The sequence below is a fragment of the Pseudomonas sp. 22490 genome, assembly GCF_052044465.1.
GTDB classification, from domain to species: domain Bacteria; phylum Pseudomonadota; class Gammaproteobacteria; order Pseudomonadales; family Pseudomonadaceae; genus Pseudomonas; species Pseudomonas aeruginosa.
Genome location: NZ_JBQENS010000019.1, coordinates 96,687 through 122,072 on the forward strand (window position 1 = coordinate 96,687; position 25,386 = coordinate 122,072).

The 25,386-nt window shown below is 67.1% G+C and carries 24 protein-coding genes; 8 read left to right on the forward strand and 16 right to left on the reverse strand.

Features of this window, described 5'->3' with window-relative positions; all coding sequences use genetic code 11:
* Positions 1-73: 73 nt before the first annotated feature.
* From tauD to ACTJJX_RS20845, 5 genes are all read right to left on the reverse strand, one after another.
* The gene (gene tauD / locus ACTJJX_RS20825; protein WP_016562245.1) at positions 74-907 is read right to left on the reverse strand and encodes a taurine dioxygenase; all 834 of its coding nucleotides are present in this window, start codon (positions 905-907) and stop codon (positions 74-76) included.
* Positions 908-1,005: 98 nt separating this feature from the next.
* On the reverse strand, positions 1,006-1,824 hold the full coding sequence (locus ACTJJX_RS20830; protein ID WP_016852484.1) for an ABC transporter permease subunit: 819 nt from the start codon (positions 1,822-1,824) through the stop codon (positions 1,006-1,008).
* Complete coding sequence (locus ACTJJX_RS20835) at positions 1,814-2,605, reverse strand: taurine ABC transporter ATP-binding protein (protein ID WP_016852483.1); 792 nt, start codon at positions 2,603-2,605, stop codon at positions 1,814-1,816. Before ACTJJX_RS20835 ends, ACTJJX_RS20830 begins: the two co-directional genes overlap by 11 nt.
* 64 nt (positions 2,606-2,669) lie before the next feature.
* Positions 2,670-3,683 (reverse strand): taurine ABC transporter substrate-binding protein, encoded by a 1,014-nt coding sequence (tauA, locus tag ACTJJX_RS20840; RefSeq protein ID WP_003110398.1) that lies wholly within the window; start codon positions 3,681-3,683, stop codon positions 2,670-2,672.
* Positions 3,684-3,887: 204 nt separating this feature from the next.
* Positions 3,888-4,808, reverse strand: coding sequence for a hypothetical protein (locus ACTJJX_RS20845; protein ID WP_023082203.1), 921 nt, complete (start codon positions 4,806-4,808; stop codon positions 3,888-3,890).
* A 324-nt stretch (positions 4,809-5,132) separates the two neighbouring features.
* Between ACTJJX_RS20845 and ACTJJX_RS20850 the strand changes: the two genes are divergently transcribed.
* Positions 5,133-5,459, forward strand: a complete 327-nt coding sequence (locus ACTJJX_RS20850; protein ID WP_223198316.1) for an HU family DNA-binding protein — start codon at positions 5,133-5,135, stop codon at positions 5,457-5,459.
* A 123-nt stretch (positions 5,460-5,582) separates the two neighbouring features.
* Here the strand turns inward: ACTJJX_RS20850 and ACTJJX_RS20855 are convergent, their stop codons facing one another.
* From ACTJJX_RS20855 to rocR, 7 genes are all read right to left on the reverse strand, one after another.
* Complete coding sequence (locus ACTJJX_RS20855; protein WP_003114316.1) at positions 5,583-6,179, reverse strand: HAD family hydrolase; 597 nt, start codon at positions 6,177-6,179, stop codon at positions 5,583-5,585.
* Positions 6,176-7,045: an acyl-CoA thioesterase II gene (gene tesB / locus ACTJJX_RS20860; protein WP_003093084.1), complete on the reverse strand. Its 870-nt coding sequence runs from the start codon at positions 7,043-7,045 to the stop codon at positions 6,176-6,178. Before tesB ends, ACTJJX_RS20855 begins: the two co-directional genes overlap by 4 nt.
* 33 nt (positions 7,046-7,078) lie before the next feature.
* Positions 7,079-8,674 carry a nitroreductase family protein gene (locus tag ACTJJX_RS20865; RefSeq protein WP_016852482.1) on the reverse strand — a complete coding sequence of 532 codons (1,596 nt, stop codon included), beginning with the start codon at positions 8,672-8,674 and terminating at the stop codon, positions 7,079-7,081.
* A 2-nt stretch (positions 8,675-8,676) separates the two neighbouring features.
* Positions 8,677-9,255, reverse strand: a complete 579-nt coding sequence (locus ACTJJX_RS20870; protein ID WP_003106018.1) for a GNAT family N-acetyltransferase — start codon at positions 9,253-9,255, stop codon at positions 8,677-8,679.
* 26 nt (positions 9,256-9,281) lie between these two features.
* A complete protein-coding gene (locus ACTJJX_RS20875; RefSeq protein WP_003106016.1) occupies positions 9,282-9,872 on the reverse strand; it encodes a GNAT family N-acetyltransferase in 591 nt (196 codons plus the stop codon).
* A 214-nt stretch (positions 9,873-10,086) separates the two neighbouring features.
* On the reverse strand, positions 10,087-13,725 hold the full coding sequence (locus ACTJJX_RS20880; RefSeq protein WP_003106014.1) for a transporter substrate-binding domain-containing protein: 3,639 nt from the start codon (positions 13,723-13,725) through the stop codon (positions 10,087-10,089).
* Positions 13,726-13,826: 101 nt separating this feature from the next.
* The gene (rocR, locus tag ACTJJX_RS20885) at positions 13,827-15,005 is read right to left on the reverse strand and encodes a two-component system response regulator cyclic di-GMP-specific phosphodiesterase RocR (protein ID WP_003106013.1); all 1,179 of its coding nucleotides are present in this window, start codon (positions 15,003-15,005) and stop codon (positions 13,827-13,829) included.
* 281 nt (positions 15,006-15,286) lie between these two features.
* On the opposite strand from rocR, the gene ACTJJX_RS20890 reads away from it, so the two are divergent.
* Both ACTJJX_RS20890 and ACTJJX_RS20895 read left to right on the forward strand, forming a co-directional pair.
* A complete protein-coding gene (locus ACTJJX_RS20890) occupies positions 15,287-15,916 on the forward strand; it encodes a response regulator transcription factor (protein WP_003106011.1) in 630 nt (209 codons plus the stop codon).
* A gap of 293 nt (positions 15,917-16,209) precedes the next feature.
* Positions 16,210-17,451: a TIGR03862 family flavoprotein gene (locus tag ACTJJX_RS20895; RefSeq protein ID WP_003106008.1), complete on the forward strand. Its 1,242-nt coding sequence runs from the start codon at positions 16,210-16,212 to the stop codon at positions 17,449-17,451.
* A gap of 22 nt (positions 17,452-17,473) precedes the next feature.
* Here the strand turns inward: ACTJJX_RS20895 and ACTJJX_RS20900 are convergent, their stop codons facing one another.
* From ACTJJX_RS20900 to ACTJJX_RS20910, 3 genes are all read right to left on the reverse strand, one after another.
* Complete coding sequence (locus ACTJJX_RS20900) at positions 17,474-18,823, reverse strand: DEAD/DEAH box helicase (protein WP_016253022.1); 1,350 nt, start codon at positions 18,821-18,823, stop codon at positions 17,474-17,476.
* A 77-nt stretch (positions 18,824-18,900) separates the two neighbouring features.
* Positions 18,901-19,404 carry a LabA-like NYN domain-containing protein gene (locus ACTJJX_RS20905; RefSeq protein ID WP_003093104.1) on the reverse strand — a complete coding sequence of 168 codons (504 nt, stop codon included), beginning with the start codon at positions 19,402-19,404 and terminating at the stop codon, positions 18,901-18,903.
* Between the two features lie 65 nt (positions 19,405-19,469).
* Positions 19,470-20,159, reverse strand: coding sequence for a DUF2076 domain-containing protein (locus ACTJJX_RS20910; protein ID WP_016253021.1), 690 nt, complete (start codon positions 20,157-20,159; stop codon positions 19,470-19,472).
* A 99-nt stretch (positions 20,160-20,258) separates the two neighbouring features.
* Between ACTJJX_RS20910 and ACTJJX_RS20915 the strand changes: the two genes are divergently transcribed.
* The 4 genes from ACTJJX_RS20915 to ACTJJX_RS20930 all read left to right on the forward strand — a co-directional run bounded on the left by ACTJJX_RS20915 (position 20,259) and on the right by ACTJJX_RS20930 (position 23,333).
* Entirely contained in the window at positions 20,259-20,840 is a 582-nt protein-coding gene (locus ACTJJX_RS20915; protein WP_003106834.1) for a cysteine hydrolase family protein, read from the forward strand.
* A 157-nt stretch (positions 20,841-20,997) separates the two neighbouring features.
* Positions 20,998-22,092: a dimethylsulfone monooxygenase SfnG gene (sfnG, locus tag ACTJJX_RS20920; protein ID WP_003093107.1), complete on the forward strand. Its 1,095-nt coding sequence runs from the start codon at positions 20,998-21,000 to the stop codon at positions 22,090-22,092.
* Positions 22,093-22,175: 83 nt separating this feature from the next.
* Positions 22,176-22,832, forward strand: coding sequence for a hypothetical protein (locus ACTJJX_RS20925; RefSeq protein WP_003106831.1), 657 nt, complete (start codon positions 22,176-22,178; stop codon positions 22,830-22,832).
* A 66-nt stretch (positions 22,833-22,898) separates the two neighbouring features.
* On the forward strand, positions 22,899-23,333 hold the full coding sequence (locus ACTJJX_RS20930; RefSeq protein ID WP_003106829.1) for a VOC family protein: 435 nt from the start codon (positions 22,899-22,901) through the stop codon (positions 23,331-23,333).
* Between the two features lie 6 nt (positions 23,334-23,339).
* Here the strand turns inward: ACTJJX_RS20930 and ACTJJX_RS20935 are convergent, their stop codons facing one another.
* Positions 23,340-24,176: an SDR family oxidoreductase gene (locus tag ACTJJX_RS20935; protein ID WP_016852480.1), complete on the reverse strand. Its 837-nt coding sequence runs from the start codon at positions 24,174-24,176 to the stop codon at positions 23,340-23,342.
* A 61-nt stretch (positions 24,177-24,237) separates the two neighbouring features.
* On the opposite strand from ACTJJX_RS20935, the gene ACTJJX_RS20940 reads away from it, so the two are divergent.
* Positions 24,238-25,377, forward strand: a complete 1,140-nt coding sequence (locus ACTJJX_RS20940) for an endonuclease/exonuclease/phosphatase family protein (RefSeq protein WP_009313390.1) — start codon at positions 24,238-24,240, stop codon at positions 25,375-25,377.
* Positions 25,378-25,386 lie beyond the last annotated feature (9 nt).

The window sequence follows — 25,386 nt, forward strand, 5'->3', positions numbered from 1 at the left end:
TTTCGAGAGGAAAAGCTGGCGGAACGCACAGTTGCCGGCGCGGGCCGCCGGAGGAAGCCCGCGCGCGGTGGCGTCAGACGGGCTTGTCGCCGAGGATGGTGGCGCGATGCATGACCCGCCGCTGGGGCCGGTAGTCGTCCACCGCGTAGTGCTGCGTCACGCGGTTGTCCCAGAACGCCACGTCGTTTTCCTGCCAGCGCCAGCGCACGGTGAATTCAGGTCGCGTGGCATGGGCGAAGAGGAACTTCAGCAGCGCATCGCTCTCGGCCGGCTCCAGCTCGTTGATGCGGGTGGTAAAGCCATCGCTGACGAACAGGCCCTTGCGCCCGGTGACCGGATGGGTGCGCACCACCGGATGCGAGCGCGGCGGATTCTTCAGGCGGGCCTCCTCCAGGCGCGCCAGGTCGGCCTCGGTGACGCCGAAGCGTTCGCGGGGGAAGGACTTGCCGATGTCGTGGGTCGCCGTGAGGCCGTCCAGCAGACGCCGCAGCGGCGCCGACAGCGCCTCGTAGGCCGCCGTGCTGCTCGCCCAGAGGGTGTCGCCGCCGTACGGCGGCAATTGCTTGGCGGCGAGCACGGCTCCCAGCGCCGGGGTCTCGAGGAAGGTCACGTCAGTGTGCCAGATGGCATTGTCGCGCACGTCGGTGACCGCGGTGTCGAGGACGATGACCTCCGGCTGCTCCGGCACGCTGGGGTAGATAGGATGGATGTGCAGGTCGCCGAAGCGGGCGGCGAAGCGCGCCTGGCTCCTGGGTTCCAGCGACTGGTCGCGGAAGAACAGCACCTGGTGTTCGAGCAGGGCCTGCTCGATGGCCCGCTGGCCGGTGTCGTCCAGCGGCGCGCCGAGGTCGATGCCGGAAACGATGGCGCCCAGGGCCGGGCTGATGGGTTGGATGGTCAGGCTCATGTCGTGCTACTCGTCGGGCAGGTTGCGGGCGNCGCCCTCGCTCCGGCCTTCGCCGCGTGAGTGAAGGCCGGTTCGGAAATGACTCGGGACTCTCGCGCTCAACCCCAGGCGGCGAAGCGCCGCTGGACCCAGCGCAGCCCCAGTTCGAAGGCCAGGGCGATGGCGGCGATCAGCAGGATGCCGACCACCACCACGTCGGTGGCGAGGAATTGCGCGGCGGACTGGACCATGAAGCCGAGGCCTCGGTTGGCCGCGATCAGCTCGGCGGCGACCAGGGTCGACCAGCCGACGCCGAGGGCGATGCGCAGGCCGGTGAGGACCTCCGGCAAGGCACTCGGCAGGATCACGTAGCGCACCACCTGCCAGCGGCTGGCCCCCAGGCAGCGCACCGCCTGCACCCGCGATCGGTCTACGCGACGCACGCCGGCGGCGGTAGCGATCAGCAGCGGCGCGAACAGCGCCAGGTAGATCAGCAGCACCTTGCTCAGCTCGCCGATGCCGAACCAGATGACGATCAACGGCAGGTAGGCCAACGGCGGGATCGGCCGGTAGAACTCCACCAGCGGATCGAGGGCCGCTCCGGCCAAGGGATTGAGGCCCATCAGCACGCCCAGCGGGATCGCCGTCAGCACCGCCGCGCCGAGCGCCAGGAGCACCCGCAGCAGGCTGGTGCCGACGTGTTGCAGCAGGGTGGCATCGAGGTAGCCCTCCTGCCATAGCCGTTGCAGGGCTTCGAAGAGCTGTTCGGGCGCCGGCAGGAACAGCACGTCGACCCAGCCGAAACGGGTCGCCGTCCACCACAGCAGGGCCAGGGCCAGCACGCTGGCACCGGCGGCCCAGCGCCGACGGTCGCCGGGCAGACGGCGCTTGCGCGGGACAGGATTGGCAACGGCGAGTCCGAGGGTATCAGTGGGCATGTTCGGCCTCCGCGACATCGAGGAATTCGTCCAGCAACGCCTGGCGCAAACGGCCGAACTCGGGATCGGACTTGATCGAACGCACCGTTTCGCCGGCGGCGTAACGCCGCGCGAAGTCCACCGGCAGGCGCTTGACGATGCGCGCCGGCGGGCCGTCCATCACCACCAGGTCGGTAGCCAGGAACAGGGCTTCGTCGACGCTGTGGGTGATCAGGAAGAGGCCCTTGCCGGTCTGCTTCCACAGGTCCAGCAGGAGCACCTGCATGCGCTCGCGGGTCAGCGCGTCGAGCGCGCCGAACGGCTCGTCGAGCAGCAGGAAGTCCGGCTCGACCGCCAGCGCGCGTGCCAGCCCGAGGCGTTGCCGCTGGCCGCCGGAGAGCTGGGCGACGGACTGCTCGGCGTACTCCTGGAGGCCCACCAGTTGTAGGACCTGGCGCGCCCGCGCGCTGCGCTCGGCCTTGCCCAGGCCACGGATGCGCAGGCCCAGGGCGACGTTGTCGAGGGCGTTGAGCCAGGGCATCAGGGCGTCGTCCTGGAACACCACGCCGCGCTCGCCGCCGGGCCCTTCGAGTGTCCGGCCGTCAATCTGCACGCGTCCCTGGTCCGGCTTCTGGAAACCGGCGAGGATGTTCAGCAGTGTCGACTTGCCGCAGCCCGAAGGACCCAGCACCACCAGCGACTCGCCCTTGGCCAGGCCCAGGCTGAGATCGCGGAGGATGGCGCGGCGCTGGCCGCGCTGTTCGAATGAGAGGCTGATCGCCTCGGCCGTCAGACGGCTCATGTGTTCTGCCCTCCGTAGGGTAAGAAAGCCTCCGCTCCGACAGGCCGGAGCGGAGTCGCGGAATTCAGCGCTGGCCGACCTGGACCTGCTCCGCCTGGCGCACGAAGTCGGCGCTGACGTAGGGCGAGTAGTCGCCGAGGACGGCCGGCACGCGCTTCTGTTCCTTGAGGAATTCGGCAGTGCCGGCGATAGCCTTGGCGGTGCCGCCGCCGAGCAGGTCGGCGGACAGTTGCGCCTGGCTTTCCGGGAAGGTCGAGCCGGCCAGCAGTTCGGGGACGTCCCTGGGATCGGCGCCGGTCAGCCGGGCGATCTTCTTCACCGGCTCGGAGTCGGCGGTCCATTCGGCCTTGTGCGCGTTGTAGTCGGCGAAGGAATCGAGGCTGACGCGGGCGAAGCGGGCGACGATTTCAGGATGCTTCTCGGCGAAGTCCTTGCGCGCCACCCACACCTCGAAGGTCGGCGCACCCCACTGGCCGACTTCGGCGGCGTCGGTGAGGACCTTGCCGCTTTTCTTGATCTCGCCCAGCGCCGGCGACCAGACGAAGGCCCCGTCGATGTCGCCGCGACGCCAGGCGGCAGCGATCTCGGCCGGGTTGAGGTTGACGATCTTCACCTTGGACGGATCGATCTGCCAGTGCTTGAGGGCGCCGAGCAGGCTGTAGTGGGAGGTTGAAACGAACGGGGTAGCGATGGTCTTGCCGGCCAGGTCCTCGGGTTTCCCGATCCCGCTTCCATTGCGCACCACCAGCGCCTCGGCGGCGTTGATCTGCGCGGAAACGATGAAGGCGACGATCGGCAGCTTCCGCGAGGTCGCCGCTGCCAGCGGGCTGGACCCGATGTTGCCGAGTTGCAGGTCTCCGGAGGCGAGCGCGGCGATCACTTCCGGACCGCTGTTGAAGCGGCGCCAGTCGATCTTCTCGCCGATGGCTTTCTCGTACAGGCCATCGGCCTGGGGCACCTTGGTCGGGTCGATGCCGGTCTGGTAGCCGACCGTGATGTCGGCGGCCTGGGCGGCGACAGAAAGGCTGGCAAAGGCCAGGGCTGCCACCAGGCGGTGCAGGGAATTCGGGCGTTTCATCGGGCGAACCTCGGAGGCAACGGTGCCGCGCTCCGGAGGAGAACGGACCAGGGACGGGCAATGGGTGGCGACAGCGAGTCCGGTGGTCCGGTGCGATGCAGATTACAGATATAAAAAACTCGATATAAATAATATTTTGGAATTAGTTTATGAGCGCGAATGCGCCCCCGGATGCCCTTCCGCCCTTGCTCCATGCCCCCGTCCCTACAGGGCCGCGCCCAGCAAACGGGCTTCCAGGGCCTGTCGGCGCAGGCAGGCGAGCAGCCCGGCGCGGGCCACCGCCTCCGCCTCGCTCGCCAGCAGCGACGCCGCCGCGCTTTCGCGGAATGTCAGCGCGCCGCCGCGGGCGAATGCCGCCTGGAAGGACTCCGCCGCCAGTTCGACAAGACGCAGCGCGAGGGCGAGGAGACGCGGCGCCTCTCCCTGCCCCGCCACGTCGCCCGGCACCCGCGCAGCCTGGCCCAGGTCGAGGTTGGCCTGGGCCAATCGGGTCAAGCCTTCGCGCAGTTGCCCGCACGGGGTCGGCGGCAGGCCGGGCGGCACCAGGATGTCCTCGGGATGCAGCCGCAGCCTCTGGTAATGCAGCCGCTGCCCGGCGGGCAAGAACAGCCCCGAGCCATCGGCGAGGCCGGAGATGTCGATGCCTGCCCGCCCCGTTTCGGCGACAGCGATCAGGTGAGCGCGGGAGGGCGCGTGCCAGGCTGAGATCAGCAAGCGATCCACGTCTTCCACGGCGAAGCAATCGCTACCCCGCCCACCCACCAGGAAACCGCCCCGCCAGTGCTCCTGCGCTTCGGGCTGGGCGCGCCGCAGATCGACCGCCTCGCTCCACAGCCAGCGGCGCTCGACGCTGGCCGGCAACAGGCGGCGCTGCTGTTCAGGACTACCCAGCAGGCGAATGGAAGCGATCTGCAGATGATGCAGGGCCAGGCGCCGTGCCAGCTCGAGTTCCTGCTCGGCCAGGTGGCGGACGCCAGCGAAGATTTCCCCCCAGCCCCGCTCCATGCCGGCGAACACGCGCGGCACTGCCAGCGCCAGCAGTCCACTGTCGCGCAGGCTTGCCGCCCAACCGGCCATGGGTCGCGGTGTCCTGGGGTCGGGCGAGTGGAGCCGGGCTTCGCTCATGCGGCACCTCGAACGGGGAGCGAGGGCCAGGCGTTGGCGCGAGGTAAGCAGGCTCCGGTGATGGAAAGGGACGGGATGTCCTGCTTATAACCCTAATGGATGAAACCCTAACTCATAAATAACCAATAATCCTTAACTAAGAACCGGAGGCATGCGCCCCTGGCAGAACCATGAGGATGCGTCGGGCAACCGACGCCGGCATCATTCCGGACAGCCGCGAAAACCTCTGTAACGGCTCTGTCATGCGCGTCGTGCGAGGAAACAAATAAGCGGAGAAAAGGGAACCTTATTCGCGCCAAGCTGTTTAAAATCACGCCCGTTTCTGTGCGAGGCCCCTCGCGCAGTCTTTTACCAAGGAGCTACACCACCATGGCACTGACCAAAGACCAACTGATCCAGGACATCGCCGAAGCCATCGACGCGCAGAAGACCACCGTTCGCAGCGCGCTCGACCAGCTCGCCGAGATCGTCAAGGACGCCCTGGAGAACGATGGCGAAATCACCCTGCCGGGTATCGGCAAGCTGAAGGTCTCCGAGCGTCCCGCGCGCACCGGCCGCAACCCGCAGACCGGCAAGGCGATCGAGATCGCTGCCAAGCGTGTAGCCAAGTTCGTTCCGGCCAAGGCGCTGACCGACGCGATCAACGGCTGATAACGGCCGCCGCATCCCGCACGGATGCGCAGGAAAAAAGCGCAGGAGCCTGGCCTCCTGCGCTTTTTTCGTTTTCGGGGAGCCGCTGGCGCTGCCGCCCTCGAGGTTTTCCGCCGGATATTCCTACGGCGTTTGCAGTTGCTCGAGCAACGCATGGCAATCGGCAGCGTGCCAGTCGGCCAGCTCCGGCCAGGGGTTTTCCGGCAGGTTGACCAGCACCGTGCGACTACCCGCGGCGCGTCCGCAGTCGAGGTCGAAACGGTAGTCGCCGACCATCACCAGCTCCGCCGGCGTCACGTTCCAGCGTCGGGCGATGCGCAGCAAGCCATCAGGGTCCGGCTTGGGCCGCGCCTCGCCGCGCCCGAGGATGTGCTCGCTGGGGAAGCAGCCGCCCAGGCCGATCGCTTCGAGGGTGATCAGCGCCAACTGGTGGTCGTTGCGGGTCAGGATGCCCAGGCGCACGCCGCGCCGCTGCAACTCGCGCACCAGTTCCAGTGCGCCCGGCGCCGGCCGCGCGGCCTCGGCCAGGGCGCGCTCGTGTTCGAGCAGCCAGGCGTGCTTGGCCGCCGCCTCGGCCTCGGGCAGGGCGGCGAGGTGCAGCAGGATGTCGTCCTGCTCGGGGATGTCCAGCGCTCGGCGGATCGCCGGGAAGTCGTGCACGGCCCGGGTCAGGGTGCCGTCCATGTCGAACACCCAGTGGCGGATGTCGGCCAGCCTCACGCCCAGTCCTCACGCTTGCGGATCAGGCCTTCCTGGCTCGACGAGGCGACCAGCTGGCCGCTCTGGTTGAAGATGCTGCCGCGCACGAAACCGCGTGCGTTGCCGGCCCAGGGGCTGTCGATGGCGTAGAGCAGCCACTCGTCCGCGCGCAGGTCGCGGTGGAACCACAGGGCGTGGTCGAGGCTGGCGACCTGCATGGTCTTCTGCCACACCGAAACGGCATGGGGCTGCATCGAGGTGGTAAGGAAACCGAAGTCCGAGGCGTAGGCCAGCAGGTACTTGTGCAGCGCCGGGACGTCCGGCAGCTTGCCGTCGGCACGGAACCAGAGGTACTTCACCGGTTCGTCGGGCTGCGGGTCGTAGGGGTCGTGCTGGGTGACCGGACGAATCTCGATGGGCTTCGGATACAGCAGCTTGTCGCGGATGCGCTCGGGAATCCGCTCGGCGCGCTGGCGGGTCAGCTCCAGTTCCGAAGGCAGATTATCCGGACCAACCACCTCGGGCATCTCGATCTGGTGGTGGAAACCTTCCTCGTCGTACTGGAAGGAGCTGCTCAGGGTGAAGATCGGCTGGCCTTTCTGGATCGCGGTGACCCGGCGGGTGCTGAAGCTGCCGCCGTCGCGCACCCGGTCCACCTGGTACACCACCGGCATGCTGGCGTCGCCGGGACGCAGGAAGTAGCCGTGCATGGAGTGTACGTGGCGATCGTCCTCCACCGTCTGGCTGGCCGCCGACAGCGCCTGCCCCAGGACCTGGCCGCCATAGAGCTGGCGGAAGCCGAGATCCTGGCTCATGCCCCGGAACAGGTTCTCCTCGATGGGTTCCAGGCTCAGCAAAGCCACCAGGTTGTCCAGTATCTGGGTCATGGGGTGTTTCCTCGAATTCGGGCTGTCGACGGGCTAGTCGCGGCGCATGGCCGGGTACGCGGGCATGTTGCAAAGACGAGTGTCCCACACCGCGCGGCCGAGGGTGAAATGGTAGAGACTGGCCATGGACTCATCCGTTAGTCCAAGCAGCTCATGCACCAGGGGGTCGTAGTAGCAGCCGATACCCGTCCCAGACAGCCCGGCGGCCTCCGCCTCGAGGTAGAGCAACTGGCCGACCTGCCCGCATTCCCAGTACAGCCGCGGATAGCACCAGGGACCTTCTTCGAGCGCCGCGCCGAGATGGGCGAGCATGGCGAGCGCGACGTAGCCGTCGCCGGCGATGTCCTGCTGGCAGGAGAGATACGCCGACAGCGCGCGTGCATCGCCTTCCTGCAACAGGTACAGCGGCAACTCCGGATCGACGTGCTGCCAGAGGAAGTCCTCGCGCATCGGCGGCCGCCGCAGGCCGCTGCGGTCCAGCCAGTACAACCCCGGCACCAGGCCCCGGACGCGATGGACGAACAGCAGCAGATCGACCCGCGCGGCCTCGCCGGTGACCGCGAAAGGCACCGGCGAGCGCTCCGGCAGCAGCCTGCGCAGCCAGGCCCGCAGCAGCCCGACATCGATGCCGGCGCGCCCGTCCATGCGCTGCGCGCTACGCCGCCGATGCAGCAGCGGTCGCAGCGGCAGGCCGGGGTTGTCGTTGCCGGGCTCGCCCGGTGCGACCCTCCACGGGCGTGCCGGCAGGCGCGGCGCCCGACATAGCCCATGTATCCGCTGCAACTCCGGCCAGTCCCGGTACTCCCGCGACAGCCGGTTCGGCGCGCCGGCCAATGGCAGGGCCGCCAGCCCTTCGCACAGGCGCGGCGAAAGGGAAGGCTCCTGCGTGAGCGCCGGCCCGATCCAGAACAGTGCGTCGACGCTCTCGCACTCGGCGAAGCCGTCCCGGTCAAGGCCGAACAGGCCGTCCAGTGCACTTTCGGCGACGCCGCGCAGCAGGCGCATCTCCCAGCCCTGGATCGCCGCGGCGATCGAGAGGCAGGCCAGCGCGTGGCCGAGGTCATGCTGGCAGTAGCGATAGGCTCGCTCACCGTATTTCCAGGCCTCGCGCCAGGGCACGCTGGTCAATGCCAGGAGGCAGCCGCCGGGCGGCAAGCAGTCATCCAGCAGCGAAGCCAGCGGCGCCGGCAGTTCGCCGCGCACCTCCAGGGCATGCTTGTCGGGACGGTAGTGGGCGAGCAGCGGCGCCGGCTCCAGGGTACCGCCGGGAAGCAGCAGGTAGGCTTCGGTGGGATGCAGGTTGCCGCTCGACGGATTGACCCGCAGCGCCCAGCGAGTGCCGCCGGCCTCCTTCCAGGCCGACAGCGCCAATCCGTCGTAGAGCATCTGCGAGAGGCTGCGGCGATCGAGCCGGGAGGGCGCGGCCGCCGGCCCGGAAAACACCCCGTCGTAGGGTGGCGACTCCTCCAGCGGCCGATGCAGCAGTTCGATTTGCCGGCAGCCCCGGTACTGGCGGAACGGCGCCGGCTGGGTCGCCCAGTCCAGTCCGCCGGGACCGGGTGCGTAGCGCTCCGGGCGATGCATGCTGAGGCGATGGTAGGAGAGCACCTCGCCGCCGCCGTCGCCCATGTTCACCGCTCCGCCCAGCGGGCCGCGTCGACGCGATAGAGGATATGCCGGCGCATCGGGTGATCCGCTGCCAGGAGTGGGTGGTCGAAATCCTCGGCCGGATCGCGACGCATGCCCAGGCGCTCCATCAATCCCCAGGAGCGGCGGTTGGGCGGCGTGGTGAAGGCCACCACCTCGGGCAGGCGCAGCCGCTCGAAGGCGAAGTCCAAGGCGGTTTCCGCCGCTTCGCGGGCGAGTCCACGCCCCCAGTAGGCGGGCGCCAGGCGCCAGCCGATCTCCACGGTCGGGGCGAAGTGCACGTCCATGGTCACGTCGAACAGGCCGGTGAATCCGATGAACGCCGCCTCGCCCGGTAGCTCCAGGGCCCAGGGCCCGTAGCCACGCTCGGCAAAATGCGCCTGGACGCGATCGACCAAGGCGTCGCTCTGCGCGCGGTCGAGCACACTGGGGAAGAATTCCATTACCTGCGGGTCGGCGCACATCTCGGCGAACGCCTCGCGGTCGCTGTCGCGCCAGGCGCGCAGCAGCAGGCGCGGGCCATGCAGTTCGGAAATGGCGGAAGGGGGAAGGTTCGCGTTCATGGGAGGCCTTTTCGGAAACGGCCGACTCATCTGCGAAGCCAGTCCTCGCGCGTCAACCGGTACAGCACATGATGCCGCAAGCGGTGGCCGGGAGGCAGGTCGGGATGCTCGAAGTCGTCGGTGGGATCGCGATGCATCCCCAGGCGCTCCATCAGCCCCAGGGAGTTCTCGTTGGCCGGTACGGTGAAAGCCACCACCTGGTCCAGGCCAAGGGTATCGAAGGCGTAGCTCAGCGCCGCCTCGGCCGCCTCGTGGGCGAAGCCCTCCGCCCAATGCTCGGCGGCGAGACGCCAGCCGATGGCCACCGCGGGTACGAAGGGCGCATCGAAGTCCACGACCTCCAGCCCCACGTAGCCGATGAAAGGATCGCCGCCCTTGACCTGCAGCGCCCACCAGCCAAAACCGTGCTCGGCGAAGTGCGCGTCGATGCGGCGCAGCAACGCGTCGCTCTGGGCACGATCCAGGCAGGACGGAAAGAACTCCATCACCAGTGGATCGGCATTCAGCTCGGCGAACCTGGCCCGGTCCTGCACCAGCCAGGGCCGCAGGATCAGACGGTGGGTATACAGCCGTGGCGAGCGAAGATGCTCGATGCTCAGGCTGGTCAGGTCGGCCATCGCTTGGTTCCTTTCGTTCAACGCACTCCAGAAGGACTATCTGACCGCAGGAATCGGCTGGGGTGCCCGCGAGGGCGGTATTCCGATCTTTGGTCAGGCTCCGCGGAAAAGGCTCCCCAACCGGAGTGTAGTCTTTTCCGCGCCTGGACATGCCCGATCCTCGGGCAAAGCGATGACGATTGGTTTACCGCCCGGGCAACGGGCGCGGGCCACGTCAATCCGTGCACTCTTCCACCAGGCTTTCGTCCAGGGCGAGGATCGCCAGTTTCACCCCAACGGCGCACTCTTCCACCCAGGCGAACGAGGCGTTCGGGCTGAGGCAGGCATCCTCGAGGCGCCGGCAGCTTTCCACCAGTTGCTCGCCACGCACCACCCTCGCCGCGCCCTTGATCCGATGCGCCAGCTCGGCCAGTTCGCCGGTCTCCTGGCGTTGCACCAGTCCCTCGAGGGTCTCCAGGTCCTTGCGGTTGCTGGTCAGCAGTTCGTCGAGCAGCCGCCTGAGCATCGTCGGCTCGCCGCCGGTCAGCGCATGCAGGGAATCCAGGTCGTAGAGACGGGGGGCCGTCGGTATGGCGACGGGTTCGGCATCGATGGTGACGGGCAGCTCGTCGGCGGCGAAGCCCAGGGCCAGCAGGCGCTCCTCGAGGACATCGAGGCCGATGGGCTTGATCAGGCACTCGTTCATTCCAGCCTGGATGCAGCGCTCGATCTCCTCCGGCTGGGCGTCCGCGGTGAGGCCGATGATGACCACCGGCTCCTCGCCATTCTCGCGCTCCTCCTGGCGGATCGAGCGGGCAAGGTCGGAGCCGCTCATCAGCGGCATGTGGCAGTCGGTGATGACCATGTCGAACGGTTGCCCATGCCACAGGTTGAGAGCGCTCAGGCCGTTCTCCGCTTCCTCCACGTCATGACCGAGGAAGCTCAGCTGTTGATGGAGGATCTGCCGGTTGACCGCATGATCGTCCACCACCAGCACCTGCAACCGCCGCGCCTGGCGACTGCCGAGCGGGATCGCCCGCACGTTCTCGACGATCGGTTCCAGCACCTGCAGGCGCAGCTCGACGTCGATCCGCGTACCCTGCCCCAGCTCGCTGCTCATCACCAGGCGCCCTCCCATCATTTCGCACAGCGAGCGCGAGATCACTAGGCCGAGCCCGGTGCCCTCGGTGTTCTGCAGGTTGCGGTTGACCTGGGCGAAAGGCCGGAACAACTGCTGCTGGTCGCCCAGGGAAATACCGATGCCGGTGTCTTCCACACAGAGATTGACCTGCAACAGCGACGGCTCCACCTGGCGGCCATCGATGCGGATGCGGATCGAGCCCTCGTCGGTGAACTTGATCGCGTTGCTGACCAGGTTGGAGAGGATCTGCTTGAAGCGCATGGCATCCAGCAGTACGTCGCCGTTGATGCTCGAATCGATCTCCAGCACCAGGCTCAGGCGCTTTTGCCGGGCCAGGCCTTCGAATACCCGTGCCACCGATTCCACCAGCTCGCGCAGGTTGGCCCGTTTCGGCGACAGGCTGAGGCGACCTGACTCGATGCGGGCGATGTCGAGAATATCGCCGATCAGCTCCAGCAGGCTCTTCGCCGAGGCATAGGCGATCTCGATGCTGGAACGGTCCACCCGACCGGTCTCGGCACGCTTGAGCGCCAGTTCGAGGATACCGATCACCGCGTTCATCGGCGTGCGGATCTCGTGGCTCATGGTCGCCAGGAAGGTGGTCTTGGCCCGGCTCGCTTCGTCGGCCAGATTCTTTGCCTCTTCCAGCTCATCGATCAACTGGCGGTGCTCGGTGATGTCCAGCCAGCCACAGATGACACCGCGGATGGTCCCGCTGGAATCGCGGAACGGCTGGATCCAGTGGTCGATCCAGCGCTCCCGACCGCCCAGCGCCACCGGGTAGACCGCCTCGATGGTCCTGCCCTCGCGCATGGCCATCAGGTAGCTGCGATGGAACTCCGGAGCGGTCTCGAAGTTTTCCATGGGCAGTTCGAGCACGGTGCGGTTCATCACCTCCTCGGAACTCAAGCCGACGCTCTGCAGGTAGCTGCGGTTGCAGGACAGCATCCGTCCGTTGACATCGCGCACATACAGCGGCGGAGGCATGCAGTCGGTCAGGGCCTCGACGAACCGCAACTGGTCGCTGAGCGCCTGTTCGACCCGCGCGCGCACCCTGATCTGCCGGCGCTGATAAGTGACCCAGCCCAGGCAGAGCAGCAGCAAGGCCGCTGCGATCGCCAGGATCTCGGTGATCACCAGGATGTAGTCGACCCAGGTCTGGCCGCTCATTCCCGGCGGCGAGCGCCAGCGATTGACGATATCGCTCAGGTCGTCCGGCGAGATGCTCAGCAAGGCCTTGTCGAGAATCGACTGGAGTTCGGCGTCGCCTCGGCGAACGGCGAAGTGGGCGGTGGCCGCACCGATGGGAACCAGGTCGGCGATCGCCAGCCTCTCGCGGAACAACCGGACGATGTAGTAGCGAGCGGTGACCAGCGGCACCACCGCCGCGTCGGCCCGTCCTTCGTAGACCAGGTTCATGGCATCCAGCGCGACGCCGACCTCCACCATCGAGGCCTGCGGATAGCGCTCGCGCACCTGTTGCATGCCCACATGGCCGGCGGGAATCGCTATGCGCTTGCCGTCGAGGCTCCCGGGGCTCTCCGCGCGTCCCTTGTCGTCCGCCCGGGTGACGAGGACGTACGAGGTGGACAGGAACGAGCGGGTGAAACGCAGCATTTCCTCGCGCTTGCTGCTGCGGCTCATGATCGCCAGGTCCGCCTCCTTCCTGGCCAATACGCCGATCTGCTCGGGGAAGCCGCCACTGCGAGGCGTGACCTGGAAATGCAGGCCGGTGCGGCGGGAAATCATGTCCAGCAGGTCGGAGGCGATGCCCGAGAAGGTCTCGTCGGAATTGAAGAAGGCCAGCGGCGCCAGGTCGTCGTTGATGACCAACCGCACCACCGGGTGGCGAGCGATCCAGCGACTCTCCTGCGGCGTCAGCGCGATACGCTGGCCCGTTGGCAGGGAACCGCTGCCGACCCAGCGCCTGGCGATGCTTTCGAGACGGTCCTGGTTGATCGCGCCGATGGCCGAGTTGACGACGCGCAACAGGTTCGTGTCGCCGCGACGAAGGAGGAAGCCGTAGCCCCCTTCCAGGCGGGCATCGGCAAACCGCTCGAACCTCACGTAGCCGTAATAGGACCGATTGATCCGGTGGTAGGCGCTGAGCACATCGTCGAGATACAGGTCGGTATGTCCGAAAGCCACCGCGGCAACGGCCTCGTCATGGCTGCCGAAGACCACGAAACGCGCCCGCGGGAAACGCTGGCGCAATTCCCCGACATGCTCCCGGGCCACCGCCACGCTGAGTCCGGCGAGATCCTCCGGCGAGTTGCGCTTTTCCCCCATCCGCTTGAACACCGCCAATCGATCACGGGCATAGGGTTGGCTGAGCACCAGGGAGGAATCACCCGCCGAGCTGTAATGGCTGCCAAGCAGGTCGATCTTTCCGGCAGCGAGCGCCGCCACGGCATCCGCATGGGTATCGAAGCTCACGACCTTGATGCGCATGCCGAGCAACTGCCCGACCAGCGTGGCGACGTCCGCCGTTATGCCTTCGTAGTTCTCGTCGTCGAGCCGGACGTTGAAGGGCGAGGTCTCGTCCAGCGCCGCGCCGAGCCTCAGGTGACCCTTGTGACGCAGCCAGGCCCAGTCGTCCTCGGCGATCGCCATGTCCTCGTGCTCGATGCGCAACTGGCTGAACAGCGTCAGGGACGGATGCGCTTCGACGGCGAACAGGCGTCCGCCCGACAGCAGCAGGCAGAAGAACAGCAGGAATAGTTTTGATCGCATGAAAGGTCTGTGCGGCAGGGCCGGCAGTTGTATGGAAAGGAAACGCGTCCGGCGCGAGGCCCGGCGTTCGGCTAGAGGCAGCCGAGGCCAGGGCGGCGGCGTCAGGATCCGGAGCAATAGTCGAGAAAGTGCTGTTCCGGCATCGGCCGGGCGAACAGGTAGCCCTGGGCTATGGAGCAACCGAGTTCGATCAGGCGTACCCGTTGTTCGTCGCTCTCCACCCCTTCCACCACCAGGGAAATTCCCAGCGCCTGCGCCAACGCCACGACACTGCTGATGACGGCGCAACTCCTGGGCTGGGTCTTCATCTTCTGGACGAAGGTTCTGTCCAGCTTGATCTGGCTGAAGGGAAACTCGCAGAGCCGGTCGAGGGACGAATAGCCGGCGCCGAAATCGTCCATCGCCAGGCCGCAGCCCATGATCCGCAGACGCACGAGGTTCTCCAGGCTGCTGGCAGGAGCGCTGATCAACCCGGTCTCGGTGATCTCGAACATCACCGAACTGGGCGGCAGGTGGAACTCGGTCAGCAACGCCGAGATGTTCTCGGCCAGGGCACGCGAACCCAGTTGCGAAGGATGGACGTTGAACGCCAGGTTGATCGGCTGCCCCAACTGCGCCAGCTTCCTGCGCGTCGCCAGCCCCTGGCTGAACAGTTGCCAGAACAGCTTGTCGACCAGGTTGTAGGTTTCCATCACATAGAGGAAATGCGACGGCGGCAATACGCCGAGATGCGGGTGGTTCCAGCGTGCCAGGACCTCGGCGCCGATCAGGCCGCCGCCATCCAGGGCCACCTTGGGCTGGTAGTAGGCTTCGAACTCGCCGTTGTCGAGGCCGCGCACCACGTCCGCCACGGAGGGCAGCTCGGCGACTTCGATCTGTCGCGGCAGGTCCTGGCGACGAGCGTTGTAGCGGGTCAACAGGGCGGTGATCCGCTCCAGGCTGAATGGCTTGCCGAGGTCGCCGAGAAAATTGAGGCCCAGGCACTCGATCATCGAAATGGTGGCCTGGCGCAGGATGGGATCCACCTCGCTGCTGAGGATCACCGAATGGACCTTGCCGCTCAGGCTTGCGTGGCGAAGGAACGCCAGGCCGTCCATGCCGCTCATCTGCAGGTCGCAGATGGCGATGTCGACGTGTCCGCAGGACTCCAGGATCGCCACCGCCTCCTTGCCGTCCGCCGCCTCGAGGATCGATCCGGGCACCACTTTCTTCAGGGCTGTGACGGCTACCAGGCGCTGAAAAGGCTCATCCTCCAACACCAGAACATTCAAATCATTCATCACGGTCCACACAGGGTTTCCAGGAAATACCGGCGATATACTGCTGTGTTTCCCTTACTAGACCTATGGGACAAGTCCCCATGTTTTGTGGGAATTTTCCTACTGATTTGGAGGTTCGGTTGGATTAGCATGGTTCCACATGAAAAACCGAGTCGCCCCGCCTTAACAGGCTATTCTGGACGGCGATCTCGGCCTAGCGCCCAACATGGATGACCACCGGCGGCAGCGCCCGGGAAATCGAATCCCGACCCTGTCCCGGTCCCTCAAGGTAAATCGAATTTATGCATACCGTCCTGATCGTCGACGACCACCCCGTCATCCGTCTCGCCGTGCGCGTCCTGCTGGAAAAGCATGGTCTGCAGGTGGTCGCCGAGACGGACAATGGCGTGGATGCCATCCAGTTGGTCCGGGAGCACGAACCGGACGTGGTGATTCTCGACATCGGCATTCCCAAACTCGATGGCCTGACCGTGATCTCGCGGATCAAGTCCCTGGGACTGCGCAGCCAGGTGCTGGTACTCACTTCGCAATCCGCAGAGGCGTTCTGCAAGCGCTGCATCCAGGTCGGTGCCCGTGGGTTCGTCAACAAGGAAGAAGACCTGAACAACCTGATCAACGCCCTGAACGCGGTGACCGCTGGCTACACGTTCTTTCCTTCGCTCACGTTCGATACCCTCGGCACCCCGCCGGAACGCATTTCCGAAAGCGAGCTTATCGGCCTGCTCTCCGACCGCGAGATGATCGTCCTCCAGCATCTCGCCATGGGCTATTCGAACAAGGCCATCGGCGAGAAGCTGTTCCTCAGCAACAAGACCGTCAGCACCTACAAGACCCGCCTGCTGCAGAAGCTCGGCCTGGGTTCGCTGGTCGACCTCGCAGAGTTCGCCAAGCGCAATTCGCTGATCCACTGACCTGGCGCTTGGCTGTCGAAGCCAAGGCCTAGCGCACCTTCGGGCAAGCGCGACCGGAAGCCGTTCCTGCCACGCGACGAGCGTCGGCGGATTTCCACAAAGCGTGTGGAACCGCCTGTGGATAAGGTGCGAAAAACGCTTCGCGCAGCGCATCGTGCCTGGCCTTGCGACGGTTGATCAGTTCCTGACCAGGCGCACGGCGAGCGGACCAGGTGGCATCGACAAGGCTCGGAGGCGGTCTTCGCCTCGGTTACACTGCACGCCGGTTTCCCCAGGTCTCGCTCGTCGTCCACATGCCCAGTCAAGCATCCTCCCCTTCCCCCCAGGTCGCCATCGTCGGCGGCGGTCCCGCAGGCCTGATGGCCGCGGAGGTCCTGAGCCAGGCGGGCGTACGCACGGAAGTGTTCGACGCCATGCCCTCGGTCGGCCGGAAATTCCTCCTCGCGGGCGTCGGCGGCATGAACATCACCCATGCCGAGGCCAGGGAACAATTCCTCGGCCGCTATGGCAGGCGCCAGAAGGAAATCGCCGCACTGCTCGGCGAATTCGACGCGGATGCGTTGCGCGCCTGGATCCACGGCCTGGGTATCGACACCTTCGTCGGCAGTTCCGGCCGGGTGTTCCCCTCCGACATGAAGGCCGCGCCGTTGCTCCGTGCCTGGCTCAAGCGCCTGCGCGAGCAAGGCGTGCTCATCCACACCCGCTGCCGTTGGCTGGGCTGGAACGCGGACGGTACGCTGGACATCCAGAGCGCCGCCGAGCGCCTGTCGATACGCGCCGACGCCGTGATCCTGGCGCTCGGTGGCGGCAGTTGGCAGCGCCTGGGCTCCGACGGCGCCTGGGTGCCCCTGCTGCGCGCCCGTGGCATCGAGGTCGAGCCCCTGCGGCCAAGCAATTGCGGTTTCGAGATCGACGGCTGGAGCGAGCTGTTTCGCGACAAGTTCTCCGGCGCTCCGGTCAAACCGGTGGCCATGGGACTGGCGGGCGAAACGCCGCGCCAGGGCGAATTCGTCGTGACCCGCGACGGTATCGAGGGCAGCCTGGTCTATGCCCTCTCCGCCGCCATCCGCGAACGGATCGAGGCACGGGGCTCGGCCGAAGTATGGCTGGACCTGTTGCCGAACAGGCGTCGCGAGCAGATCGAGGCAGCCCTGGCTCGCCCGCGCGGTTCCAGGTCGATGGCCAATCACCTGCGCAGCCAGTTGGGCATCGATGGGGTTCGGGCCGGCCTCCTGCGTGAACTCACCCCCGCCGCCACCTATACCGAGCCGGCCCGCCTGGCGGCGGCGATCAAGCGCCTGCCGCTGACGCTGCTGCGCCCGCGTCCGCTGGACGAAGCGATCAGCAGCGCCGGCGGCGTACGCTTCGAGGCGCTCGACCGCAACCTGATGCTCGATGGCCTGCCCGGCGTGTTCTGCGCTGGGGAAATGCTCGACTGGGAGGCGCCCACCGGCGGCTACCTGTTGACCGCCTGCTTCGCCAGCGGGCGCGTGGCCGGACTCGGCGCGCTGGCCTGGTTGCGCGGCAGGCGCTAGAGACCGGTACGCCAGCGCCTCGCTATTTGCCGGACGGCCGCTTCTTCGGCTTGCCCGCCGCACCCGCGCCGAAGCCCGGTGCCTTGCGCACCGCCTTGACCGTCGGCGCGCTGCTGTCGAACCAACTGCCCAAGTGGATCTTGCCGGGCTTGCCGACGCTCTCCGCGGCCTTGGGTTTCTTCGGCTTCTTCGGTTTCTTCAGCACCACGCCGCCCGGTGCGGTCTGCGGCACCCGGTGCTCCGGCTCGAAGTCGGGCTCCTCGCGGCGTTGCAGGGTCTGCCCGATCAGTGTCTCGATCGCCGCCAGCAGCTCCACTTCGTCGGCGCAGACCAGCGACACCGCCTGGCCGGAGGCACCGGCACGTCCGGTACGGCCGATGCGATGCACGTAGTCCTCGGCGACGATCGGCAGGTCGAAGTTGACCACCAGCGGCATTTCCTCGATATCCAGGCCACGCGCGGCCACGTCGGTGGCTACCAGCAGGTCTACCTCGCCGGCCTTGAACCGCTGCAAGGCGCGCAGCCGCGCCGGCTGCGGCTTGTCGCCATGGATCGAGTCGGCGGCGATACCCTGCCGCTGCAACAGTCCGACCAGTTCCTCGACGCTCTTGCGGGTCTTGGCGAAGACCAGCGCCTGGCGCCAGCGATTGGCCTGCAACAGGTGGCAGAACAGCTCGGCCTTGCGCTTCTTGTCCACCGGCACCAGCCATTGCCTGACGCTCTTCGCCGCGGTATTGCGCGGACTGACCTCGATGGACAGCGGGTCGCGCAGCAGTTCACGGGCCAGCGTGCGGATGGCGTCGGAGAAGGTCGCGGAAAACAGCAGGGTCTGGCGCTTGCGCGGCAGCGCGGCGAACAGTTCGTCCAGCTCGCGGGCGAAACCGAGGTCGAGCATGCGATCGGCTTCGTCCAGCACCAACGCCTGGAGCTGGGCGAACTTCACCGCGTTCTGCCGATACAGGTCGAGCAGCCGCCCGGGAGTGGCGACGAGGATATCCACTCCCTTGCGCAGCTTCATCATCTGCGGGTTGATGCTGACCCCACCGTAGGCCACCGCGGTACGCAGCGGCAGGTGCTGGCCGTAGTCGCGGACGCTGCCGTGGACCTGCTCGGCCAGTTCGCGGGTCGGAACCAGGACCAGTGCACGCACCGAGTTCGCAGCGACCTGCGGCCCCTCCAGGGTCAGCCGCTGCAGCAACGGCAGGGCGAAACCGGCGGTCTTGCCGGTGCCGGTCTGTGCTGCGGCGAGCAGGTCGCGGCCCTTGAGCGCCGGGGGTATGGCTTGGGCCTGGATCGGCGTAGGCGTGCCGTGGCCGAGCCCTTCGAGGGCCTTGAGCAGGGGGTCGAGCAGACCGAGGGAAGCGAACGTCATGAGCGACTCGGAAAAAAGGAAACGGACGGCATTCTAGCGGATTCGCCGTCTCCCATCGTCCTCTGGAGCGCGGCCGGTCAGCCCTTGAGTAGCAATCCGCCCTCGATCGGCACGTAGCGCGACGCCGCTCGGATCAGCGCGTTGGCGGTCAGGCCAGGCACCCCGTAGGCCGTAGCCACGACGCCGTGGGCGCGGATGACCTTCTCCAGCAGCAGATCGAAGTCGCCGTCACCGGACAGCAGCACCACTTCGTCCACCCGCGGCGCGGCATCCAGTACGTCGATGGTGATGCCGACATCCCAGTCACCCTTGGCCGAGCCGTCGGCACGCTGGATGTAGGGCTTCAGCTTCACCGTGAAACCGAGGTTGCGCAGAATCTGCTGGAACTGCTGCTGACGCGGGTCGCCGCGGTCGATGGCGTAGGCATAGGCCTCGACGATGCTCCCGCCGCGAGCGATGTCTGCCCACAGGGCGGCGTAGTTGAGATGGCAGCCGTAGGCCTGGCGCACGGTGTAGTAGAGGTTCTGCACATCGGCGAAGACAGCGATCTTCTTCGCCGCGGGCGACTCGGGACGACTCAAGGGGAACTCCGGAACGACGGCAGTGGGCCACCATTATCGCAGCCCACGGCCCGCAACCCTAACGGTCAGGTGAACAAATCGTCGTCGCCGAGGAAGCTGGAGTCGTCGTTGAAGTCGCTGTCGCTGAAATCGCCATCGGCGAAACCGCCGTCGGCGGGATAGTCGCTATCGGCGAAGCGCTCGGTCGCCGGCTCGGGATCGGCAAACTGGCTGGCGTCGAGGTTATCCACCGGGACGTCCTGGATCACCTCGACGATTTCCTGCGGCTGGCTGTGGCGGAACATGCCGGTGAGCAGGTCGGCCACCAGCATCCCGCCAGCGACCCCGGCGGCCGTCTGCAGCGCACCGCCGAGAAAGCCGCTGGCCCGCGAAGGCGCGGCCGCCGCGGCGGGCGCCGCCGCCGGATTGGAGAAACGCGTCTCGCCCCAGCCCGCCGGGCGCCCCGATTGGCTCGGCGCCGGCTCGTCGCGCGCGCCGCCGCCGAACAGGCCGGAGAGGAAGCCGCCGCTGCTCGGACGGCTCTGCTGCAACTGGGCGACCTGCGCCTCGAGCTCCTTCACCCGTTGGTCGAGGCGCTTCAGCGCGGCTTCCTGGATCAGCACCACCTGCGCCATGTAGTACGGCGCCGCCGGCTGCCGCACCAGGTGCTGGTTGATCTGCGCCTCGGCCTCGGCGTCACGCGGAGCGGACTGCCCCTCGGCCTCGCGCAGGCGGCTGAACAGGCCGTCGATCAGGGTTTTCTCATCGGATTTCATCGCACGCCTCGACTGCATTTCGAGAAGGAAGGATGGATTGCACCAAAGGGAAATATTGGAGCACCCTGCACGATCTCAAGTTCCTCCGGTGAATTCCCGATGAATGACGATGCCCAGCGCTCCGCACGGTCCCAGGTCGCCCTGCTGATCGTCGACCTGCAACGCGGCATGCAGCGCCACGACCTGCCGCCGCGCAACAATCCCGGCGCCGAGGCGCGCATCGTCGAACTGCTTGCCGCCTGGCGCGCCGCCGGCTGGCCGGTGGTGCACGTCCGGCACGTATCCCGGCAGCCCGGCTCGCCCTTCGCGCCCGGCCAGCCTGGCGTGGAGTTCCAGCCAGCGCTGGCGCCGCGCGACGACGAGGCGGTGTTCGAGAAGAACGTTCCCGACGCCTTCATCAACAGCGGCCTGCAACGCTGGCTCCATGTCCGCGACATCCGCCAGGTGGCGCTCGTCGGGGTAGCCACGGAGAACTCGGTGGAAGCCAGCGCACGCAGCGCCGGCAACCTCGGCTTCCAGACCTGGGTAGTGGCCGACGCCTGCTTCACCTTCGCCAAGCCCGATTTCCACGGCACCCCGCGCAGCGCCGACGAGGTGCATGCGATGGCGTTGGCCAACCTGCACGGCGAGTACGCCGTGGTACTGCGCGCCGCCGAACTGTTGCAGCGCTTGCCGGCCTGACTGTCTGCCGGGCAACAGCGGGACAACAGGGCTGTCCGGCAGAAGACAGGCCGGTTCCGCCATATCCCCCATAAGCCATTGATTCGAAAACATGAATCCGGGATGGCACGGTTCCTTCATAGACACCGGACCACGCCCCTACCCGGAGATACCCCCGATGAGCCAAGAGCAACAGCCGATCCGCTTCGCCTACTGGGTCCCCAACGTCAGCGGCGGCCTGGTGGTGAGCAAGATCGAGCAACGCACCAGCTGGGACATCGACTACAACCGCAAGCTGGCCCAGTTGGCGGAACGCAACGGCTTCGACTACGCCCTCTCGCAGATCCGCTTCACCGCCGGCTACGGCGCCGAGTACCAGCACGAGTCGGTGGCCATCAGCCACGCCCTGCTGGCGGCCACCGAGAAGCTCAAGGTGATCGCGGCGATCCTGCCTGGCCCCTGGCATCCGGCGGTGGTGGCCAAGCAACTGGCGACGATCGACCAACTGACCAATGGCCGGGTCGCGGTGAACATCGTCAGCGGCTGGTTCAAGGGAGAGTTCACCGGCATCGGCGAACCCTGGCTGGAGCACGACGAACGCTATCGGCGCTCCGAGGAGTTCATCCGCGTGCTGAAAGGCATCTGGACCGAGGAAAACTTCACCTTCAAGGGCGATTTCTATCGTTTCCACGACTACACCCTGAAACCCAAGCCGATCCAGCAGCCGCACCCGGAAATCTTCCAGGGCGGCAGCTCGCGGGCGGCGCGGGACATGGCCTCGCGCGTGTCCGACTGGTACTTCACCAACGGCAACAGCATCGACGGCATCCGCGCCCAGGTCGAGGACATCCGCGCCAAGGCGGCGGCCAACGGCCATTCGGTCAAGGTCGGAGTGAACGCCTTCATCATTGCCCGCGATACCGAGGAGGAAGCGCGGGCGGTGCTCGACGAGATCATCGCCAAGGCCGACTACGAGGCGGTGAACGCCTTCGGCGACGCGGTGAAACAGGCCGGCAAGGCCTCGCCGGAGGGCGATGGCAACTGGGCCAAATCCACCTTCGAAGACCTGGTGCAATACAACGACGGCTTCAAGACCAACCTGATCGGCACGCCACGGCAGATCGCCGAGCGCATCGTCGCGCTGAAGGCGGCCGGGGTCGACCTGGTGCTGTCGGCCTTCCTGCACTTCCACGAAGAAGTGGAGTATTTCGGCAAGCACGTGTTGCCGCTGGTCCGCGAACTGGAGCAGGCCCAGGCTCGCGAAGCGGCCTGAACGGCAACGGCGGCCGCCAGGCGTTGGCCTCGGCGGCCGGCTGGGTTAGAGTCGCGGGCTCGTATCCGATCTGCCGACCCGCGATGAATCCTCTGCTGCCGCTGCGTGACGCCTGGTTCTTCTTCACCCGCCACCTGACCACCCTGGTGCCGCTCTGCCTGCCCTGGATATTCCTCGAAAGCCTGCTCCAGCAGCAGATCGACGAAGCCGTCGGCCCCCAGCAGATGGGCGCCTGGAGCCTGGTCGCCGGACTGCTCTTCTACCCGCTCTACACCGCAGCCCTGATCCTGTTCATGGACGCGCGCGGGCGCGACGAGCGGCCTCGCGTCGGCCAGCTGTGGAGCGCCGCGCTGCGCCTGTGGCCAGCCTTCGCGCTACTCGCGGCGCTGACTTCGCTGCTGATCGTGCTCGGCCTGTCGCTGCTGATCCTGCCGGGCATCTTCGTCATGGTGAAGCTGTCCTTCGCCGAATTCTGCCTGGTGCTGCGCGGCCGTAGTCCGCTGCAGGCGCTGCGGGAAAGCTTCGAGTTCACCCGTGGGCGATTCTTCCTGATCCTCGCCTGTTCGCTGGTGATCCTGCTGCCGGTCTGGAGCCTGGAAGCCTGGCTCGCCGATTCGGCCGGCGACGCCGTCGTGCTGCGGGTCGCCCTGCATACGCTCAGCGGGTTCTTCCAGCTGCTGTTGACCATCGTCGCCTTCCGCATCTACAGCCTCGGTCCGGCGCCACGCAACGGGATGTGAACGGCGCCGCGCGCCGATTCGCCGCGCTGGCCTATGCTTGACGAGCCCTGCCTCGAGGAACGGACCATGAGCGACGAATCGGCCAACCCCAGCTGCATTTCCCACCTGTCCATCGGCACCAACGACTTTCCCCGTGCCCGAGCCTTCTACGACGCGGTGATGGCCGCCCTCGGCTGCAAGGTGATCCTCGAATACCCCGGCGCCGTAGCCTACGGCAAGCTCTATCCGGAGTTCTGGGTGCAGGCGCCGATCGACGGCCGTCCCGCCAGCGTCGGCAACGGCAGCCACGTCGGCTTCTTCGCCGACAGCAAGGCCCAGGTCGACGCCTTCCACGCCGCAGCCCTGGCCGCCGGCGCACGCGACGAGGGCGCGCCGGGCCCGCGTCCGCTGTACGGCGAGCCCTACTACGGGTGTTTCATCCGCGACCTCGACGGGCACAAGGTCGAGGCCTCCTACTGGGACATGAGCCAGGGCTTCGACGCCCACGACCACGCCCACTGAGCACCGTCAGGGTTGCGGCTTGAGTCCCGACAGGCGCGGCACCAGCAGCTTTTCGAAGAGACGCGGAAAGAAGCGCGCCAGCAGCCGCGCCCGCCAGTTGACGTTGGACAGCACCAGCAGGCGCCGGCGCCGCGCGGCGCCCTGGAAGATCGCCTCGGCGACCTCCACCGGCGATGCCACCTGGCTGCCCAGCACTTGCACCGGCTGGCGAGTCACCGAGCCATCGCCGACCAGCGCGCTCTTGCGCAGGTCGGTGGCGGTGAATCCCGGGCAGGCCAGGGTCACGCTGACGCCGGTGCCTTCCAGCTCCATCCGCAGGGTATCGAACAGACCGTGCAAGGCATGCTTGCTGGCGTTGTAGGCGCTGCGGTAGAGCAACGGGGCGAAGCCGGTCAGCGAACCGAGCACGACGATCTGCCCGCGCCGTTCGAGCAGGCTCGGCAGCGCCGCGCGGGTGCAATGCACGGCGCCGAAGAAGTTCACCGCCATGACCTTGCGGAAAACCCCCAGGCCGGTTTCGGCGAAGGTACCGCGGTGGGTGATGCCGGCGTTGTTGACCAGCACGTCGATGCCGCCGAAGCGCTCCACCGCCAGCGCCACGGCACGCTCCACCGCATCGGCGTCGGCGACGTCGCAGCGCAGGCCGAGCGCCTCGCCGCCGAGATGGTCGCGCAGGTGCTGGACCAAACTGTCCAGCGCCGCCTGGTCGAGGTCGAGGATCGCCAGTCGCGCACCGGCCCGGGCGAAACGCAGCGCCAGCGCGCGACCGATGCCGGAACAACCACCACTGACCAGCACCACCTTGTGGCGGTAGGCCTGGCTGCTGAATACCTTGCGCGGCATGCGATACCCTCCCGCTCGAAAAAACGCGAACCCTTGCGTCAATTCGACCTGCAAGGGTGAAATGCGCGGCGGCAAGCTCTATGCTCTGGTCCTTTCCAGCATAGTCTCGATTGCGATGTCACTGCCCCGTCTACGCAACCTGCTGTTCGTCGGCCTGCTCCTGCTGGTCGGCGGTGCCCTGCTCGCCAGCTACCTGCTGAGCTGGCAACCCGCCGATCGCGAAGCCGCGCCCCTGCATTGCCAGGGCGCCGCGCCGGCGCTGAAGCCGGGGCAGGCCCTGAAGGTGATGACCTGGAACATCCAGTACCTGGCCGGCAAGCGCTACGTCTTCTGGGACGACCTGCCGGATGCCACCGGCCCGGACCAGCGTCCCACCGCCGAAGACCTGGCGTTCACCCTCGACGAGGTGGTCCGGGTGATCCGCGACGAGCAGCCGGACCTGGTCCTGCTCCAGGAGATCGACGACGGCTCCAGCGCCACCGACGATCAGGACCAACTGGCGCTGATCCAGGAGCGCATCAACGATCTCTACCATTGCAGCGCCCAGGCCTACGAGTGGAAGTCGGCCTTCGTGCCGACGCCGCACATCTTCGGCAGCGTCGGCCGCAAGCAGGCCACCCTGAGCCGCTATCGCATCGATAGCGCCGAGCGGCGCCAGTTGCCGCCACGCGATGGCGGGCTGTTCGACCGCCTGTTCGGGCCGCGCCCGGCGATCCTGGTCAGCCACCTGCCGATCGACGGCGGCGGCGAGCTGGCCGTGCTCAACGCCCGTTTCGACCGCCCGCAGGCGAACGACGACACCCTCGAGCGCCAGGTCGGGACCACCCGTACGCTGCTCGACGAACTGCAGGCCAGGCGCACGCCCTGGCTGCTCGGCGGCGACCTCAACCTGCTGCCGCCCGGCCAGTATCCCTACCTGCTGGCGCCGCTGCGCGCGCCCTACCGGGAAGACAGCGAACTGGCCATCCTGAGCGGGCGCTTCCCGATGGTGCCGTCGCTGGAAGAGGCCAGTGGCGTCGACCAGGTTCGCTGGTACACGCACTTCCCCAACGACCCACGGGTCCAGGGGCCGGATCGGACCCTCGACTACCTGTTCCACAGCCCCTCGCTGACCCGTCTCGATGCCCGGGTCCGGCGCAGCGATACGCTGCAGATCTCCAACCACCTGCCGCTCGCCGCGCGCTTCCTGCTGCCCCATTGACCGGGCGCG

What these genes read in the sequence shown, in the direction of transcription:
- tauD (WP_016562245.1), bottom strand. Translation starts at nt 907, where the DNA reads ATGAGCCTGACCATCCAACCCATCAGCCCGGCCCTGGGCGCCATCGTT.
- ACTJJX_RS20830 (WP_016852484.1), bottom strand. Translation starts at nt 1,824, where the DNA reads ATGCCCACTGATACCCTCGGACTCGCCGTTGCCAATCCTGTCCCGCGC.
- ACTJJX_RS20835 (WP_016852483.1), bottom strand. Translation starts at nt 2,605, where the DNA reads ATGAGCCGTCTGACGGCCGAGGCGATCAGCCTCTCATTCGAACAGCGC.
- tauA (WP_003110398.1), bottom strand. Translation starts at nt 3,683, where the DNA reads ATGAAACGCCCGAATTCCCTGCACCGCCTGGTGGCAGCCCTGGCCTTT.
- ACTJJX_RS20845 (WP_023082203.1), bottom strand. Translation starts at nt 4,808, where the DNA reads ATGAGCGAAGCCCGGCTCCACTCGCCCGACCCCAGGACACCGCGACCC.
- tesB (WP_003093084.1), bottom strand. Translation starts at nt 7,045, where the DNA reads ATGACCCAGATACTGGACAACCTGGTGGCTTTGCTGAGCCTGGAACCC.
- ACTJJX_RS20865 (WP_016852482.1), bottom strand. Translation starts at nt 8,674, where the DNA reads ATGGGCGACGGCGGCGGCGAGGTGCTCTCCTACCATCGCCTCAGCATG.
- ACTJJX_RS20870 (WP_003106018.1), bottom strand. Translation starts at nt 9,255, where the DNA reads ATGAACGCGAACCTTCCCCCTTCCGCCATTTCCGAACTGCATGGCCCG.
- ACTJJX_RS20875 (WP_003106016.1), bottom strand. Translation starts at nt 9,872, where the DNA reads ATGGCCGACCTGACCAGCCTGAGCATCGAGCATCTTCGCTCGCCACGG.
- ACTJJX_RS20880 (WP_003106014.1), bottom strand. Translation starts at nt 13,725, where the DNA reads ATGCGATCAAAACTATTCCTGCTGTTCTTCTGCCTGCTGCTGTCGGGC.
- rocR (WP_003106013.1), bottom strand. Translation starts at nt 15,005, where the DNA reads ATGAATGATTTGAATGTTCTGGTGTTGGAGGATGAGCCTTTTCAGCGC.
- ACTJJX_RS20890 (WP_003106011.1), top strand. Translation starts at nt 15,287, where the DNA reads ATGCATACCGTCCTGATCGTCGACGACCACCCCGTCATCCGTCTCGCC.
- ACTJJX_RS20895 (WP_003106008.1), top strand. Translation starts at nt 16,210, where the DNA reads ATGCCCAGTCAAGCATCCTCCCCTTCCCCCCAGGTCGCCATCGTCGGC.
- ACTJJX_RS20900 (WP_016253022.1), bottom strand. Translation starts at nt 18,823, where the DNA reads ATGACGTTCGCTTCCCTCGGTCTGCTCGACCCCCTGCTCAAGGCCCTC.
- ACTJJX_RS20910 (WP_016253021.1), bottom strand. Translation starts at nt 20,159, where the DNA reads ATGAAATCCGATGAGAAAACCCTGATCGACGGCCTGTTCAGCCGCCTG.
- ACTJJX_RS20915 (WP_003106834.1), top strand. Translation starts at nt 20,259, where the DNA reads ATGAATGACGATGCCCAGCGCTCCGCACGGTCCCAGGTCGCCCTGCTG.
- sfnG (WP_003093107.1), top strand. Translation starts at nt 20,998, where the DNA reads ATGAGCCAAGAGCAACAGCCGATCCGCTTCGCCTACTGGGTCCCCAAC.
- ACTJJX_RS20925 (WP_003106831.1), top strand. Translation starts at nt 22,176, where the DNA reads ATGAATCCTCTGCTGCCGCTGCGTGACGCCTGGTTCTTCTTCACCCGC.
- ACTJJX_RS20930 (WP_003106829.1), top strand. Translation starts at nt 22,899, where the DNA reads ATGAGCGACGAATCGGCCAACCCCAGCTGCATTTCCCACCTGTCCATC.
- ACTJJX_RS20935 (WP_016852480.1), bottom strand. Translation starts at nt 24,176, where the DNA reads ATGCCGCGCAAGGTATTCAGCAGCCAGGCCTACCGCCACAAGGTGGTG.
- ACTJJX_RS20940 (WP_009313390.1), top strand. Translation starts at nt 24,238, where the DNA reads ATGCGCGGCGGCAAGCTCTATGCTCTGGTCCTTTCCAGCATAGTCTCG.